Below are 15,535 nucleotides of genomic sequence, written 5' to 3'. Positions count from 1 at the left end.
TACAATATAAAGAGAAACTCTTACTATAATGGTAAGAGTTTTTTTGTTTTAATGTCCTTACTTTGTATTTATTTTAAAAGGTAATATTTCTAATGGTTGATTATTTAATAATAGGTTCTGGTTTAGCGGGTATTTCATTTGCAGAGATTGCTTTGAGAAATGAGAAAACTATTTTGGTTTTGGATAATAATTCTCAAAATTCGTCCAAAATTGCCGGCGGTTTATATAATCCGGTTATTCTAAAACGCTTTAGCGAAGTATGGCAAGCTCAAGAGCAATTGGTATTGATGAATGAATTTTATACTTTTTTGGAAGAAAAATTAAAATGTAAAGTTGATTTTAAAAGGCCTATTTTAAGAAAATTTTTCTCTATCGAAGAACAGAATAATTGGTTTGCTGCATCAGATAAAGTAGCGTTGGCTCCCTTTTTATCCACACAATTGATTTCTAAAAAGTATTCGGGAATTGATTCTCCTTATGGGTATGGCGAAGTGTTGCAAACGGGCTATGTGGACACCGCCTTATTATTAAATAAATACAGAGAATATCTGAAAGAAAACAATCTATTTAAGGAAGAATCATTTGATTATGATGCTTTGCAAATAGAAAGTGACGGTATTCGTTATAAAGATATTCAGGCCAAACATATTATTTTTGCGGAAGGTTTTGGCATGCACTCAAACCCATATTTTAAGCATTTGCCTCTAGACGGGACAAAAGGCGAGCTTTTTATTATAAAAGCACCTCAGTTGGATTTAGATGTAATCGTAAATACGAGTGTCTTTATTTTGCCTCTAGGCAATGATTTATATAAAGTGGGCGCTACTTATAATTGGAAAGATAAAACAGACTTACCTACAGAAGAAGGAAAGATTGAATTAGAGGAAAGGATAAGAGAAATTATAACCTGTGATTTTGAAATTGTGGAGCATTTTGCGGGAGTTAGGCCAACTGTAAAAGACAGAAGACCATTAGTAGGAACACTTCAAAATTGTGAATCAATACATATCCTAAATGGTTTGGGAACAAGAGGAGTGATGCTGGGCCCAGCAATGGCTAAAGCATTATTTGACAATATAGAACATCAAATTCCTTTAAATAAGGAAATTGACATTAACAGATTTCTGCATAAAGGGCAGCAATAATATTATTTTAGTTTTGTTTTTGGATCATACGAAACAAACATATTAATATATATGTTTCTGGACCAACGTAAAACAAATGGGAAGGAGAGAATTAGCGCGGCAATTATTGAAATAAAGGCAACTTTTAGACTGGAGCCAAAAAATATAAAAGAGATTATAAAGGCAGCGATTCCAATCCCAACATTCAATCCATAACTGACATACATTGCACCATAAAAGAAAGAAGGTTCAATTTGATATTTTAAACCACAATGACTGCAATTTTCGTGCATTTTTAAAATTTTATTGAAATGTAGTGGATTTTTATCCAAATACATACTCTCATTCTGACATTTAGGACAAGTTCCTGTTAAAATGCTATATAATTTGGATCCTTTTTTTAACATTTGCAAAAAATTTAATTTTTCCTTTTTTTAGAGTTACAAATTTACACTTTCAAAAAGGAATAAAATAACAATACATGCTTAATATACACAATTTATCCGTTTCGTTTGGTGGTACTTATTTATTTGAAGAAGTTACCTTTCGATTGGGTGCTGGAGACCGTGTGGGTCTTGTTGGAAAAAATGGGGCCGGAAAATCTACGATGCTTAAAATGTTGGCAAGAGATTTTGCACCGGATTCAGGTGTTATTTCTCAAGAGAAGGATCTTCGAATGGGTTTTTTACGTCAAGACATCGATTTTGAACAGGGGAGAACGGTTCTTGAAGAAGCCTATGAAGCTTTTACGGAGATTAAAATTGTGGAGAAAAAGCTCGAAGAGATTAATCACTTATTGGTTACCCGTACCGATTATGAAAGTGACGAATACAGTCAAATTATAGAAGACTTATCTGATTACACCCATCGTTTTGAATTGTTGGGTGGATATAATTATGTTGGAGATACTGAGAAAATTCTTCTTGGGTTGGGATTTAAAAGAGAAGTTTTTGATAATCAGACAGAAACTTTCTCTGGTGGATGGAGAATGCGTATCGAGTTGGCTAAATTATTATTACAAGCAAATGACGTTTTATTGCTGGATGAGCCTACAAATCACTTGGATATTGAGAGTATCATTTGGTTAGAAAGTTTCCTTCGTAATTATCCTGGTGTTGTGGTGATTGTTTCACACGATAAAATGTTCTTGGATAATGTGACCAATAGAACCATTGAAATTTCTCTTGGGAAAGCCTATGATTTCAATAGACCGTATTCTCAATATTTAGAATTGCGTCATGAAATTCGTGAAAAACAATTGGCAACACAAAAAAATCAAGCCAAAAAAATTGAAGAAACCGAGAAATTAATTGAAAAATTCCGAGCCAAAGCGTCTAAAGCTTCGATGGCGCAATCGATGATTAAAAAACTCGACAAAATAGAACGTATTGAAGTTGATGAAGATGACAATTCGGTGATGAATATTACTTTTCCAGTTTCCAAAGAACCGGGACGAGTAGTTATAGAAGCCGAAAATGTAACCAAAAGCTACGGTGATAAAACGATTTTGAAAGATATCAATTTGTTAGTAGAACGTGGAAGTAAAATTGCATTCGTTGGACAAAATGGACAAGGGAAATCGACTTTTATCAAAGCTATTGTAGATGAATTTGAATATAAAGGAAACATCAAATTAGGTCATAATGTACAATTGGGTTATTTCGCACAAAATCAAGCAGAATATCTTGATGGTGAAATCACCCTGTTGCAAACTATGGAAGATGCTGCAGCAGATACCAATCGTTCTAAAGTACGCGATATGCTGGGTTCTTTCTTGTTTCGTGGCGATGATGTGGAGAAAAAGGTAAAAGTCCTTTCTGGGGGTGAAAGAAACCGTCTGGCACTGTGTAAATTATTACTGCAGCCTATTAATGTTTTGCTGATGGATGAGCCTACGAATCACTTGGACATCAAATCCAAGAATGTTTTGAAAGCGGCACTTCAAAAATTTGGTGGTACTTTATTGTTAGTTTCTCACGATAGAGATTTCTTGCAGGGAATGTCAAATTTGGTATATGAGTTTAAAGACCAAAAAATAAAAGAATATTTAGGGGATATCAACTATTTCTTGGAACAACGTAATATGGAGAATATGCGTGAAGTAGAGAAAAAAGATGCTCAAAAAGCAGCAGCACCTAAAGAAAGCAATAAAGCTTCTTATGAAGACCAAAAGAAAGGGAAAGCCTTACAGAATAAATTGAGCAAAGTGGAGAGTCAAATCAAGCAATTAGAAAAAGACATACAGCAAGATGACAAAATGCTCGCTTCTAATTACGACAAACACATTGAGGATGCTAAGTTTTTCACAGCATACAACAAGAAAAAGGCTGAGTTGGATAAATTCCTTTTAGAGTGGGAAGTGGTTCAAGAAGAAATTGATAAATTATAATAAAAAAAGAGTTCCAAAAATTTTTGGAACTCTTTTTTTATACAATAATCCCAATCATTTTAGAGTGTGTAATGGCTTCGCTGCTATTTTTGAAATAACAAACAGAAACTTTTAAGGTTTCTAAATTTTTCAAAACAGCTGTCACTTTTTCTTTTTTAGAGTCGCCGGTTTGTCTGATATAAACTGCTTTTACTGTAACGGGGAAAATTTTACAAATTGCTTCGTATAAAAAGGCATCATGCTGTGAATCGTCACCCAGCAGTACATATTCTAAATTGGGGTAGAATTCCAGAATGTGTTTTATTTTGTCAAACTTATGATTGTGATTACCTCTTCCGGTCAGAAAAAAATCAGTCAGACTCGTTTTAATATCTTTCAATAATAAAACTGCTTTTGGCAGTTGATGTAGTTCAGTGAATTTTATAATAAAACGGTACAAATTCCATTCGCTACTCGAAACATAAAAAAAAGCATTGAATTCTTCTTTGTTTTCTCTTCCAGCCGTACTTAATGCCTGATAATGTGTGACAACGTCTTCGTAAATTTTTCTTTTATTTATGTTTTTGAATAACAAAACATATAATTTCTTAAAAGGATTCAGTGTATGTGATACTAAAAAGGTATCGTCGATATCGGATATAATTCCTAAATTGCCTTTGTGTGGGCGAATGTAACTGTCTTTGGTCGTTATCGGTTCGTCATTATAAACAATACTTACTTCATAGTCAATCCATCCATAAAGGGCAAATTGGTCTAATGGTACGCAAAATTTAAAATAACCGTCATTCAGTGTTTTGGTATGGATTTTTATTTTATTATGGTCTAAATAGACATCAGCATTCGCTTGTGTTTTAATTCTAAACATACCAATGACTGAAGTTGCATTTTTGATATTTTTTTTCTGAAAATCATAATCTTTGGCTGTTGTCGGTCTAAAAACATGACCCATAACTATTAATTCTTGTTCATTAGCATAGCCGCGGTATAATTTTAAAATAGGTTTCATTTATTTAGTACTTTTGGGATGAATTGTAAGTTGTAAGTTTTCACCAATAAAAGTAGGCAAATTTTGAGAAAGAATATCATAATGGTCGTTAATCCTATTTCTGGAGATATTGATAAAGCAGAACTTATTACTAGTGTAGCGCTTTTTAGCGAAAAAGAAAACCTGAATCTTGTCATTTATACTACTTCGGGAGTTGCTGATATTGTCAATATAAAAGCGCTTTATGAAACCTACAAGCCAGAACGAATTATTGTGGCGGGTGGTGATGGAACAATAAAAATGGTTGCTGAGGCAATGGAAAAACAGAATGTGATTCTTGGAATTTTACCGGCTGGTTCTGCCAACGGTTTAGCAGTAGATTTAGATTTGCCATCAACACTGGAAGAAAATTTAGCAATAGCGTTCCATAATAATTATATGGAAATAGATATGATTTCCATCAATGGAAAAAAAAGTATTCATCTAAGTGATTTGGGGCTTAATGCGGAAATGATTAAGAACTATGAAAAAAGTACCATTCGTGGTAAATGGGGCTATTTTTTACAAACTTTTAGTACTTTGATTGATTTAGACGATCCTTTCACAGCTACTATTACTGGTGATTTTGAAACAATTGAATGTGTGGCAAGAATGATTGTAATAGCTAATTCTAAAAAATATGGCACAGGAGTTTCCATCAATCCAAATGGAGTTATGGATGATGGGAAGTTTGAATTGGTAATTTTGAAAAACTTGGATTTGGTAACACTCGGGAAAATTATCACTGGGAATATGCCAATAGATTCCGAAGATATAGAGATAATTTCAACCGATAGAGCAACAATAACGACAAATGTACCAGTTAGTTTTCAAATTGATGGAGAATATTTTGGAACAAAAACAATGCTGAATATCGAAATTTTACCTAAACAGATGAAGGTAGCAATCCCTAATCCAATTAATGAAATTATTTAAATGGATTTCGTTCTTGCCAAATAGTTTCAGGTTCTAAATATTTAAAAATTTTAGGCATGTAGGAATTAAGTATGGGATTGGTGTGCTCTATAAAACCATACATTTTTACAGGTTTTGCTCCTACTGAACTTTTAATTTCCAAAGCGGTTCTTGCAAAAACAATTTCCTTAAAACCTTTATTGATAGAATAGGCAATCATATCGTATAACATATTCAAATACAACATTTTTTCACGTTGGATACTATCATCATATCCTAGAAAATAGGTATCCATCACATCGCCATTTTTTATTAAAGTATTAAAACCAATTAGTTTTCTATCAATGAAATAGCCATAAAAAAGGAATTTATCTTTGAAGGTTTCTTTAAAAGTTCTAAAATGATTTTTTGGAAGGAAAAAAGTATTGAAAGGGGCATTTTTGGCTACATGAATATACAAATCATAAATGGTCTCTTCATTTGCAATGATGTCTTCGAGATGCATTTTTCTTTTTTCAACCACAGCTGCTTTTTTTCGGGCTCTTTTGTATTGATCTCGGTATTTTTTTGAAAGTGAGTCGATGTAATCTTGCTCTGATTTCCAATTTTCATTAATCGAAAAAACCATATTTGGCTGTGTTGAAAACTGATAATCGTTTTTAAATTCTGGAATGTCAAAGTTTTTAATTTCTTCTTTGTCAAAATCTTTAAAGGAGGTGATATGAATCTTTTTGCCTTTGGATTCAAACATTTTTTTCAATGCAGCTGTTGCCAATTTTAATGTTTGTAACCCTTTCTTTTTATCTATAATATTTGAAAAAGCAAAAGAATTTTGTCCGGTTAACATATTGTTGCCAATGAGTAATACATTGGAACAAAAATTTCTGAAAGCAAAATTCCGTAAAGCGGTTTTAACACATTTATCCCGTTCTCCAAAAGATTCCAATTTATTTAAATCTAAAAATTGTGAAACGGCAATACCAACTAAAGTATCATTTTTAAAAATTCCGATAAAATGACACATCATGTTTTCTGGAGGTGATTTTTCTAGTACTTCCAGATAATTTTTGGATAAAAAAATAGTTGATATAGCTAAATCATTCCAATTTTTTGGAAGTTGAGCAGTTGAATTATAAATTTTGAAATAATAAGATGTATTCAAATTGAATTTTAATTTTTTACCAAAATTAGTTAATAAAGTTAAAGTATTGTTCTATGATTCTAATTTAGCTAACTTTATATGAATAAAAAAATAAATTATGAAAACGTATACAGAGCAAACAGTTCAATCCCAATTAAAAGAGCTTAAGGACTGGCAATTTATTAATAATGGAATAGAGAAAAAGTTTAAATTTTTAAACTTTACTCAGGCATTGGGTTTTATAGTTCAGGTAGGAGTGATGGCTGAGAAAAGAAATCATCATCCGGAATTATTTAATGTATATAATAAAGTGACGATTCGGTTGACTACTCACGATGCTGATGGAGTCACAGATAAGGATGTTGAGTTAGCAAAAGCTATTGAGCAAATCCAATAAAAAATAAATTTCGTCTTGTATTATTCGAAGACGAAATTTATTTTAATTTTTTTCTAATTATTTCCAAGCGCAAATAATTCCGCCCATAATCATAAAGCATACTATCCAAAAACCGCCTGTAACTAGCGTGTATTTGAAGCTTCTTCTTTCGTATAAAGCGTTAGTCCCTATAACTGGTAACGCCAAAAATAGACCAGTCATAAAACCGTGTAATGCTCCGTGCTTGAAAGTCCTAAACGCTGATCCATAATCGGCCATGAAAATTTCGTAGGACGGTTTTGCGATGCTAGGATCTCCGCCAACCATTCCTAATGCACCTGTTTGATGTATTGTAACGAACTGAAGTACGAAGCTTATAAAAAAAGCGTATAGTAATGATATTCCAAATGTTAAGAGCATATTTCCTCCTTTCATTTTTTCTTCAGTCATGCCAGATTCTTTCATCCAAACTGTTCCAAAAACTTTTGGATTGTACCAAACAAATCCTACTACAAGTGTGGACAAAGCAGCAACAAAAAGTGCTAGAAAATTCATTTCCATAAAATTGATTTTTAAAGGTTAGTAAATCAAATTTAGTGAATTATTATTTAACAAATAATTTGTATTTTTTGTAGGATATAACTCTATAAATAATATAAAACAGTGCGTTTTGTCGATTTTATTTGCGAGTTACTCTTATTGTATGTAGATTTAGATAAATAAAAAGCAAAAACTTTAAGTTATGAAAAATCTAACTACTCTATTTTTAACCGTTTTGTTTTCCTTTTCCATGTTGGCTAATGTTTCTCTTTCAGAGAAAGATGCACTTGTAAAATTATATCAAGCAACAAATGGAAATCAATGGACTGTAAAATGGGATTTATCATCACCAGTTTCTACTTGGTACGGAGTTAAGTTGCAAGGTGAGAAAGTGGTTTCAATAAATTTGGCTGATAATAATTTAAATGGTGAAATTCCATCTGATATTGTCAACTTAGTTAGTCTGCAAGAATTGAATTTGCACAAAAATCACCTTTCTGGAAAAATTCCATCTGATATTGGAAACTTAAAAGACTTGAAAGTGTTAAACCTTTCGTTTAATAATTTATCAGGGACAATACCTTCCTCTGTTTGTAAAATGAATAATTTAAAAGACTTAGAGTTATATATGAATATGCTTTCAGGTGAATTGCCTTTGCAAATAGGAGCCTTAAAACAATTAGAAGTTCTGTCATTATATAACAATGAAATAACTGGACAAATTCCGACTTCACTTTATGATGTAAAAACAATAAAAATTTTACTTCTAAGTAGTAATAAATTTATTGGGGCGCTAAGCCGTAATGTGGTAAATATGTCATCTCTTGAAAATCTTAGTTTATTTGACAATAAAATGAATGGTCAAGTGCCATTTGAGTTAGAAAAATTGAATAAGCTTAAAGAAATGAATATTTCTTATAATATGTTTAATGGGCTAGTATCTAAAGATTTAGCAGTTTTGGATACCTTGAATATGACAATGATAAATGATAGAGGTGTTGCCGTTTTATTAGATGTAACTTCTAATAAAAATACAGCTATAGTTTCTGAAGATTAGTATTTGAAATAAATATGAGGTTTAGTTTTTTTTTTTAAATAAGTTTAATTTAATAAGTTTAGTTAGAAAAACCTGTGTAGCTTTTGTGCTTCACAGGTTTTTTTGTACCAATTAATCAGATTAAGCTGTGGGAAATAAAAATCTTCAAATTTCTCTAAAGCTTTTCTAGATGGTCTCAGTCGCATAAGCTGCTAACTAATATTTTTTTTAATAGCAAAAACCTTTTTAGGACAGTTCTTTTAGGTTAATCTCATATCAGTTCGAATATCAAGGAAGCTTACGAGTTTGTCAACATTTTCTTGATTCCAACTGGATAGTTTGGTTGTGGGAGTATACCGTCATATAAAACCCAACTGTTTTTAACAAATTGAAGTTTGGTCTAAAGTTTCGTATTTTTCTGGTCAAGTATACGCAAAATTTAATCAAATTTTTCGATTTGATTGTCTTTTATTCATTCATTTGCATCTCTCAAAGAATTGTTAATCTCCCATCTGATTCAAATTATTTATTTTTTATTGATAAATAATCCGCACTATTATCAATTGAAATCTTAGATTTTTCGTTCGTAGCATCCTTAATACAAGAAAGAAAGACCTGTTCCTGTACCAAGTTCTAAAAGACTCCAATTGGTTTAGAGGTTACAAGGGTTGGTGGTAAGGTAAGATGCTAATTGGTTCTAAAATATATAGGTATAATCGTACTAACCACAATTAATTATAGCAAAGCAAGACTATAAAGAGAATCTGTTGTGCAGTTAATATCAATGCAACCTTAAATTTTTTCCATAAAAAAAGCTCCAGATTTCTCTGAAGCTTTTCTAGTAGCGAGTAATCTTGAAAAATCTAACGAAATTATAGAAGATTATTATAAAATTGTTAGTGTTAATGATGATCTTTAAAGTAAGTAAATTTTTAAATTGAAAATCCTTGATTTGAAATTATAGTGATTTGAATATCTTATTTTCAAAATTTTCTATAATGAAATAATGACTTCGTCGAGAATTCATTTGAAGAAATTAAGTTAGATATAAAATTATTGATTTTAAATTAGCATTGGTTCGAATCCCATTATGGTCACTTAACCGACAAAATATACGAAAGTATATTTTGTCGGTTTTTTTTATTTGTAAATAGTTGATTTTATGTATTTATTTGCAAGATGGGGTCAAGAATTATTTTTGGGGACTAGCGTATTTATGCATATAATTTTGTTAGTCTGAATAAGAATAATTTCACATCTCTCACTCCTCTAAATTGTGCTCTAAATTCTTTATTTTGGCATTGAAGGATTCTGCAGAAGTATTCGTACTTCTGTTGTCAAAGTAGTTTAATATGGATTCCTAATGTTTTTTTTTTGATTTTGATATTGTATTAAAAGATTTAAATTACGCTTTTTCTATTTCATTATACCATTGCGCTAATTTTAATCGGGCTAAATTTTTATCGAAAGTCTTTTCGTAAATATTGGATAGGTTCTGAGCTAATTGGTACGCACTTTCTATCCTGGGGTACAATTGAAATAATATTGAAGTTCTTTTAATTTGTGTTTTAGTCCACCTGGATGTAGACTTGAAGAGCACATATTTACTTCTGGTTAAAAGTTGTTTTTTAGTATCCCCGTTGCTAAGTAAAAAAACTTAGGTTTTCAAACGTATCATTTAATTCTGTAATTACTTATTATTGAATCACAAAGGAAGAAACGAAAACTAAGAGTTGGGAGTAATTGAAGAATGGACTAAACTTATAGTAATGCATTATATCTTTATACTATTCTGTAACAAGATGGACCAGAGTTAACAGAAACTTAAAATCAATAATTAGTGGCATCGTAAAAGATTGTTTTCATTTGTTGCTATGAAAATAGATTTTAAATCAATGTCAGATGGAGAGCTACAAAACTTGCTCCAAAAGGGAAATAGATTTGCTTTTGAAGTGATTTTTAATCGGTATTGGAAACGGCTGTACACGTATGCCTATAATATTTTTAAGGAAGAGGAGGTTTGTGAAGACATAGTTCAGGAAATTTTTATCAGTTTATGGAAAAATATAGAAACAGCAACAATATTAAATTTAGAATCCTACCTTTTCAGGGCTGTTAAATACAAAATAGCCAATCATATTCGAGATTTGAAATTTACCAAAGAACATATTGATGTTTTAGAGTATATAGGTTCTTCTACCAATACAATTAATGATATCGAGTATAAAGATTTCGAAAGAGAAATTATGAGTCATGTCGATGAACTTTCTCCTAAATGTAAAGAAGTATTTATGATGAGTAGATTTGAAGATTATTCAAATCTGGAAATTGCAACAAAGCTTAATCTTTCCATCTATACAGTCGAAAAGCATATTAGTAATGCTTTAAAGAATCTTCGTTCGACAATTTCTTCTCAATTGCACCAAATGTTTCTTTAATGTTAAGCAGATTTGCTCTTGTTTTAAGAAAAAGTTAAGACTAGAAATACCACTACTTGTTTGTTCTAAAAAATGTGACTTATAGTTAAAATCATATTATTTTGAACACAGAAGAATTTAAAATCATTGCAAAGAAATACTCCAAAAATCAGTGTAATGATCAGGAGAGAAGTATTGTAGAAGCATTTTTTAATAAAATGCAAAAAAGCGAAAGTGCAGTGTTGCTTTCAAATAAGAAAGGGGAAAAAATATCCCATACAATATATGCTCAAACAATTAAATCTACTAAAAAAACTGTTAGATTAAGAATATTGCAAGTTGCCGCTATTGCAGTTCTTTTTTTAGGAATTAGTTTTCTAATCAAACAATTCCTAACACCAAAAGAAATTATTCAAATAACAAATAGTGAGGAGAAGAAAGAAATCATTTTACAAGATGGAAGTATCGTGGTTTTAAATAGAAATAGCACTGTTTCTTATCCTGAAGAATTTGGAAATACTAGAAGCATTAAACTCACTGGTGAAGCTTATTTTAAAGTAAAGAGGAACCCAAAAAAGCCATTCATCGTGACAATGCAAGATATGACTTTAAAGGTTTTAGGGACTTCTTTCAATATAAACTCTTATGCTACAGGTTCAACAAAAGTAAGTGTGCTTACAGGAATAGTGAATCTTAGATCTAATTCAGGGAAAAGTGTAATTCTGACTAAAAATCAACAGGCAGATTTTATTAATTCAGCTTTTCATGTCACAAAGGAAGAAAGTATTGAGAAAATAGCTTGGACAAAAAACAATATTGTTTTAGAACAGACAACACTGGGAGAAACTGCAATAATTTTGGAAAACAGCTATAATGTTACTATTGATTTTGAAGATAGAGAATTAGAAAAATTAATTATATCTGGAAAATTTAAAGAAGAAAAATTAGAAAATATTTTAGCAAGTATTGCTTTTGTTAAGAAACTTAAAATAGATTATTTAACTAAAAATCAAATTATTATAAGAAGAGATAAACAAATTATTAAAAAAATAAACCCGCTTCTGGTTGCAACAGAAACAGGTTTTAATTAAATGACTACAAAAAAATTATAGCCCATACTAATGAAGACAATATTACAATTTTTAAATCAGTTATTAAAGAAAAAGTGTTTCCATTTATTTGTCACTTTCTTTATGTTAACTCCTCTATTTGCTTCAACAGCAATATATTCTCTAAAGGAAATAAAAATTTCGTTAGACATTAAAAATGCCTCAATTACAGAAGTTTTCGATGCTATTGAACAGAGAAGCTCATTAACATTTGTTTTTGACGAGCAAATAACACGCACTTCTCAGCATATTTCGATTAAAACACAAGACGAGAGTGTTGATAATGTGCTAAAAATAATATCGGATAAAACGGGATTCAAGTTCAAAAAAATAAACAACACGATAAGTGTTATCAAACCTAATCAGGTACAAAAAACAATAAAAGGAAATGTTGTTGATGAACAAGGAATGCCTGTACCGGGAGTTTCGATTATAGAAAAAGGTACTAAAAACATTGGTGTAACTGATATTGATGGAAATTTTAATTTATCTATTATTAACCCAAATGCAGTTTTAGTGATTTCTTACATAGGATTTGAAACTAAGGAAATTAAAACATCCGGTTTAGCAGTTGTGAAAGTAATCTTGAAGATGGACACTAAAGAACTGAATGAAGTTGTTGTTACCGCTTTAGGAATTAAGCGCGAAGAAAAACGTTTAGGTTTTAAACAAGAGACTATAAAATCGGAAAGTTTAGCACAAACAACACCTAATAATTGGTCTTCGGGATTGAAAGGAAAAGTAGCGGGATTAAATATTATTTCTACTGGTTCAGGACCTTTAAACTCACAACAAATTACTTTGAGAGGAAATAATTCATTAGACCCAAAGGGGAATTATGCACTTATTGTTGTTGATGGTGTACCCATGAATACTGAAATGACTTCTGCAGGTTCAACAAGTGCTTATATGGGACAAGATTCTCCGATTGACTACGGAAACGGAATTTCAGATTTAAACTTAGATGATATAGAAAGTGTAACTGTTTTAAAAGGAGCAGGAGCAACAGCGCTTTATGGAAATCGTGCTGCTAATGGTGCTTTGATTATCACAACCAAGTCGGGTAAAAAGGCTAAGGGTTTTGGAATTACATATAATTCAGGCGTTACTTTTGATGTTATCCAAAGATGGCCAGATTACCAATACAAATATGGGCAAGGAGCAGGGAGATCATTTGATAAAGATGGAAATCCATATTATTCCTATGGTAGTTCAGAAGATGGAACAAGTACAGGAGGTACGAGTTCGGCATGGGGACCTGCTTTTGAAGGACAATATTTTTACCAATACGACCCTACAACTCAAAGTCAATCTGCCGATAGACAATTATGGAAACCTTATAAAGACAATCGCAAAGATTTTTGGAGAACAGGTTTCACAACAAATAATAATGTTTCCTTACAAGGGGGAGATAAAAACGGCTCTATGCGTGCTTCGTTTGGGCATTCAAAAAACGAATGGATAATGCCTAATACTGGTTTTGAGCGTATTACTGCAGCTGTCAATGCAAACTACCAGATTTCGGATAAAATAAAATTGAATAGCTCTGTAAATTATAATGACAGAAGTAGCGATAATTTGCCTTCCACAGGATATAACAATGGCTCCATTGCTTATTTTATGATTTTTCAACAACCTAATATTCCTTTAGATTGGTATAAACCAATTTGGGAAGAGGGAGGGGAAAATATTATGCAGTTACATCCTTTTAGTTCTTTTATAGATAACCCTTATCTTATTGCTTATGAAGCTACTAATTCTTTAGAAAGCAATCAAATAGTAGGTAGTTTATCGGCTACAATTGATTTTTCGCCAAATTTGAATTTAATGTTGCGTTCTTCTTTGAATACGTATACTCAAAACAGAGAACAACATAGGCCTTACAGTATCAATCGATATGCGAAAGGATATTTTAGCAGGCAAGATGTATCAAAAATGGAAACTAATTATGATTTTTTATTGTCTTATAAAAAGAAATTCAATGAAGCATTCTCTCTTTCCGCTTCATTTGGTGGAAACGCATTAAATTATAAATACAAAAGTTTGAGTGCTAGCGTTGAAGGGCTTGTTGTTCCAGATGTATACAAACTTTCTAACGGAGTCAATATGCCAAATATTTCTGTTGGAGATAGATATAAAAAAGTGAACAGTTTGTATGGATTAGTTTCTCTTTCGTATAAAGATATATTGTTTTTAGATGTAACCGGTAGGAACGATAAGTCGAGTACCCTTCCTGAGGCACATAATTCGTTTTTTTATCCTTCGGCAAACACGAGTTTGATAGTATCTGAAATGGTTGACTTACCTAAAAGTATTAATTTTCTAAAGTATAGATTTTCGTTTGCTGAAGTAGGTAATGATACTGAACCTTATAGAACAAAAAAATATTACGATCAAAACACTTTTGCAAGTTCAGCGATATTGCCATCGCTGCTGTATAACGAAAATTTTAAACCCGAGATCACTACTAGTTTTGAAACAGGTTTTGAACTTTTAATGTTAAACAAAAGGTTCAATTTTGACGCAACGGTCTATGAAAGTAGAACTAAAAATCAAATCATTGAGGTTCCACTAGACTGGAGTGTAGGATATAGCGATGCTATTTTAAACGCGGGAGAGGTTAGAAATCGTGGTATAGAGTTGGTATTTGGAGGGAAAATAGTAGATGGGAAAGTTTTTAAATGGAAAACTTCATTCAATTGGTCTCGCAATTGGAATAAAGTGATGGACTTACCTGATGGTATTAATGGTCAGCAAGTAATTGGCGAAGGTGGTACAGCGTCAATTATTGCAAAAGTAGGAGGAAGCGCTACGGCAATATACGGTTTTGGATTTGTAAGATCACCAGAAGGTGAAATTGTTTATGATGCCGCGGGGTTACCAGCATATCCGACTGAAATTCAATATATAGGTGATGCCAGTCCCGATTGGAAAGCTGGGTTTGTAAATAATTTTACAATTGGAAATTTTAAAATGGGTGTTACCATAGACGGTCAATATGGTGGGGTAGTTTATTCACAAACCCATCATAAACTGGCAGAACAAGGGAAAATTACCTCTACTTATATGGGTAGAGAAGAGGGATTCATAATTGGAGATGGAGTAGTTGCAAATAGCGACGGTTCTTATTCTCCAAATACCGTAAAAGCGGTTACTCCAGATTGGTATGCACGTTATTACCGTAGAGCAAATGTGGAATCAAATTCATTTGATGCTTCTTTTGCCAAATTACGTGAAATAAGCTTACAGTACGATTTTCCTAAAAGTTGGTTGAAAAGGACTAGCTTGGAATCTGTTCAATTCTCTGTTTTTGGAAGAGATTTAGCTATGATAAGTGATTTTCCAATTTACGATCCAGAAGCAGGTGCTCTAAATGGAGACACTATTTTGCCTGGACTTGAAATGGGACAAATGCCATCACCTGCAAGTTATGGTTTTAATTTAAAAGTAAATTTCTAATCTAA

12 protein-coding genes and 1 pseudogene are annotated in these 15,535 nt (G+C 31.7%); 8 read left to right on the top strand and 5 right to left on the bottom strand.

The window, feature by feature from the left end; all coding sequences use genetic code 11:
* The first annotated feature begins 92 nt into the window (after positions 1-92).
* The gene (locus ACM55K_RS05335; RefSeq protein ID WP_416849211.1) at positions 93-1,145 is read left to right on the top strand and encodes an NAD(P)/FAD-dependent oxidoreductase; all 1,053 of its coding nucleotides are present in this window, start codon (positions 93-95) and stop codon (positions 1,143-1,145) included.
* Between the two features lie 2 nt (positions 1,146-1,147).
* Here the strand turns inward: ACM55K_RS05335 and ACM55K_RS05330 are convergent, their stop codons facing one another.
* On the bottom strand, positions 1,148-1,531 hold the full coding sequence (locus ACM55K_RS05330; protein WP_416849210.1) for a DUF983 domain-containing protein: 384 nt from the start codon (positions 1,529-1,531) through the stop codon (positions 1,148-1,150).
* 74 nt (positions 1,532-1,605) lie between these two features.
* Between ACM55K_RS05330 and abc-f the strand changes: the two genes are divergently transcribed.
* The gene (gene abc-f, locus ACM55K_RS05325; RefSeq protein WP_416849209.1) at positions 1,606-3,513 is read left to right on the top strand and encodes a ribosomal protection-like ABC-F family protein; all 1,908 of its coding nucleotides are present in this window, start codon (positions 1,606-1,608) and stop codon (positions 3,511-3,513) included.
* Between the two features lie 37 nt (positions 3,514-3,550).
* Here the strand turns inward: abc-f and ACM55K_RS05320 are convergent, their stop codons facing one another.
* Positions 3,551-4,519, bottom strand: a complete 969-nt coding sequence (locus ACM55K_RS05320) for an App1 family protein (RefSeq protein WP_416849208.1) — start codon at positions 4,517-4,519, stop codon at positions 3,551-3,553.
* Positions 4,520-4,582: 63 nt separating this feature from the next.
* Between ACM55K_RS05320 and ACM55K_RS05315 the strand changes: the two genes are divergently transcribed.
* Positions 4,583-5,473 (top strand): diacylglycerol/lipid kinase family protein, encoded by an 891-nt coding sequence (locus ACM55K_RS05315; protein ID WP_416849207.1) that lies wholly within the window; start codon positions 4,583-4,585, stop codon positions 5,471-5,473.
* Here ACM55K_RS05315 and ACM55K_RS05310 read toward each other — a convergent pair.
* Positions 5,466-6,614, bottom strand: a complete 1,149-nt coding sequence (locus ACM55K_RS05310) for an 8-amino-7-oxononanoate synthase (protein WP_416849206.1) — start codon at positions 6,612-6,614, stop codon at positions 5,466-5,468. The two genes, ACM55K_RS05315 and ACM55K_RS05310, sit on opposite strands and share 8 nt — an antisense overlap.
* Before the next feature lie 97 nt (positions 6,615-6,711).
* Here ACM55K_RS05310 and ACM55K_RS05305 point away from each other — a divergent pair, with 97 nt between their 5' ends.
* A complete protein-coding gene (locus tag ACM55K_RS05305; RefSeq protein ID WP_416849205.1) occupies positions 6,712-6,990 on the top strand; it encodes a 4a-hydroxytetrahydrobiopterin dehydratase in 279 nt (92 codons plus the stop codon).
* A gap of 57 nt (positions 6,991-7,047) precedes the next feature.
* Here the strand turns inward: ACM55K_RS05305 and ACM55K_RS05300 are convergent, their stop codons facing one another.
* Positions 7,048-7,530, bottom strand: coding sequence for a DUF1761 domain-containing protein (locus ACM55K_RS05300; protein ID WP_416849204.1), 483 nt, complete (start codon positions 7,528-7,530; stop codon positions 7,048-7,050).
* A gap of 181 nt (positions 7,531-7,711) precedes the next feature.
* Here ACM55K_RS05300 and ACM55K_RS05295 point away from each other — a divergent pair, with 181 nt between their 5' ends.
* The gene (locus ACM55K_RS05295) at positions 7,712-8,566 is read left to right on the top strand and encodes a leucine-rich repeat domain-containing protein (protein ID WP_416849203.1); all 855 of its coding nucleotides are present in this window, start codon (positions 7,712-7,714) and stop codon (positions 8,564-8,566) included.
* Positions 8,567-9,806: 1,240 nt separating this feature from the next.
* Here the strand turns inward: ACM55K_RS05295 and ACM55K_RS05290 are convergent.
* Positions 9,807-10,145: pseudogene (locus ACM55K_RS05290) on the bottom strand (transposase).
* Between the two features lie 274 nt (positions 10,146-10,419).
* On the opposite strand from ACM55K_RS05290, the gene ACM55K_RS05285 reads away from it, so the two are divergent.
* The 3 genes from ACM55K_RS05285 (at position 10,420) to ACM55K_RS05275 (ending at position 15,530) form a co-directional block, all read left to right on the top strand.
* Positions 10,420-10,983, top strand: coding sequence for an RNA polymerase sigma-70 factor (locus ACM55K_RS05285; RefSeq protein ID WP_416849202.1), 564 nt, complete (start codon positions 10,420-10,422; stop codon positions 10,981-10,983).
* Positions 10,984-11,084: 101 nt separating this feature from the next.
* On the top strand, positions 11,085-12,053 hold the full coding sequence (locus ACM55K_RS05280; RefSeq protein WP_416849201.1) for a FecR family protein: 969 nt from the start codon (positions 11,085-11,087) through the stop codon (positions 12,051-12,053).
* Positions 12,054-12,155: 102 nt separating this feature from the next.
* A complete protein-coding gene (locus ACM55K_RS05275; protein WP_416849200.1) occupies positions 12,156-15,530 on the top strand; it encodes a SusC/RagA family TonB-linked outer membrane protein in 3,375 nt (1,124 codons plus the stop codon).
* Positions 15,531-15,535 lie beyond the last annotated feature (5 nt).

It is taken from the genome of Flavobacterium arabinosi (assembly GCF_048158725.1).
GTDB lineage: Bacteria > Bacteroidota > Bacteroidia > Flavobacteriales > Flavobacteriaceae > Flavobacterium > Flavobacterium arabinosi.
Note: the sequence above shows the minus strand (reverse complement) of the source record. Positions and strands in the feature narration are given on the sequence as shown.

What these genes read in the sequence shown, in the direction of transcription:
- ACM55K_RS05335 (WP_416849211.1), top strand. Translation starts at nt 93, where the DNA reads ATGGTTGATTATTTAATAATAGGTTCTGGTTTAGCGGGTATTTCATTT.
- ACM55K_RS05330 (WP_416849210.1), bottom strand. Translation starts at nt 1,531, where the DNA reads ATGTTAAAAAAAGGATCCAAATTATATAGCATTTTAACAGGAACTTGT.
- abc-f (WP_416849209.1), top strand. Translation starts at nt 1,606, where the DNA reads ATGCTTAATATACACAATTTATCCGTTTCGTTTGGTGGTACTTATTTA.
- ACM55K_RS05320 (WP_416849208.1), bottom strand. Translation starts at nt 4,519, where the DNA reads ATGAAACCTATTTTAAAATTATACCGCGGCTATGCTAATGAACAAGAA.
- ACM55K_RS05305 (WP_416849205.1), top strand. Translation starts at nt 6,712, where the DNA reads ATGAAAACGTATACAGAGCAAACAGTTCAATCCCAATTAAAAGAGCTT.
- ACM55K_RS05300 (WP_416849204.1), bottom strand. Translation starts at nt 7,530, where the DNA reads ATGGAAATGAATTTTCTAGCACTTTTTGTTGCTGCTTTGTCCACACTT.
- ACM55K_RS05295 (WP_416849203.1), top strand. Translation starts at nt 7,712, where the DNA reads ATGAAAAATCTAACTACTCTATTTTTAACCGTTTTGTTTTCCTTTTCC.
- ACM55K_RS05285 (WP_416849202.1), top strand. Translation starts at nt 10,420, where the DNA reads ATGAAAATAGATTTTAAATCAATGTCAGATGGAGAGCTACAAAACTTG.
- ACM55K_RS05275 (WP_416849200.1), top strand. Translation starts at nt 12,156, where the DNA reads ATGTTAACTCCTCTATTTGCTTCAACAGCAATATATTCTCTAAAGGAA.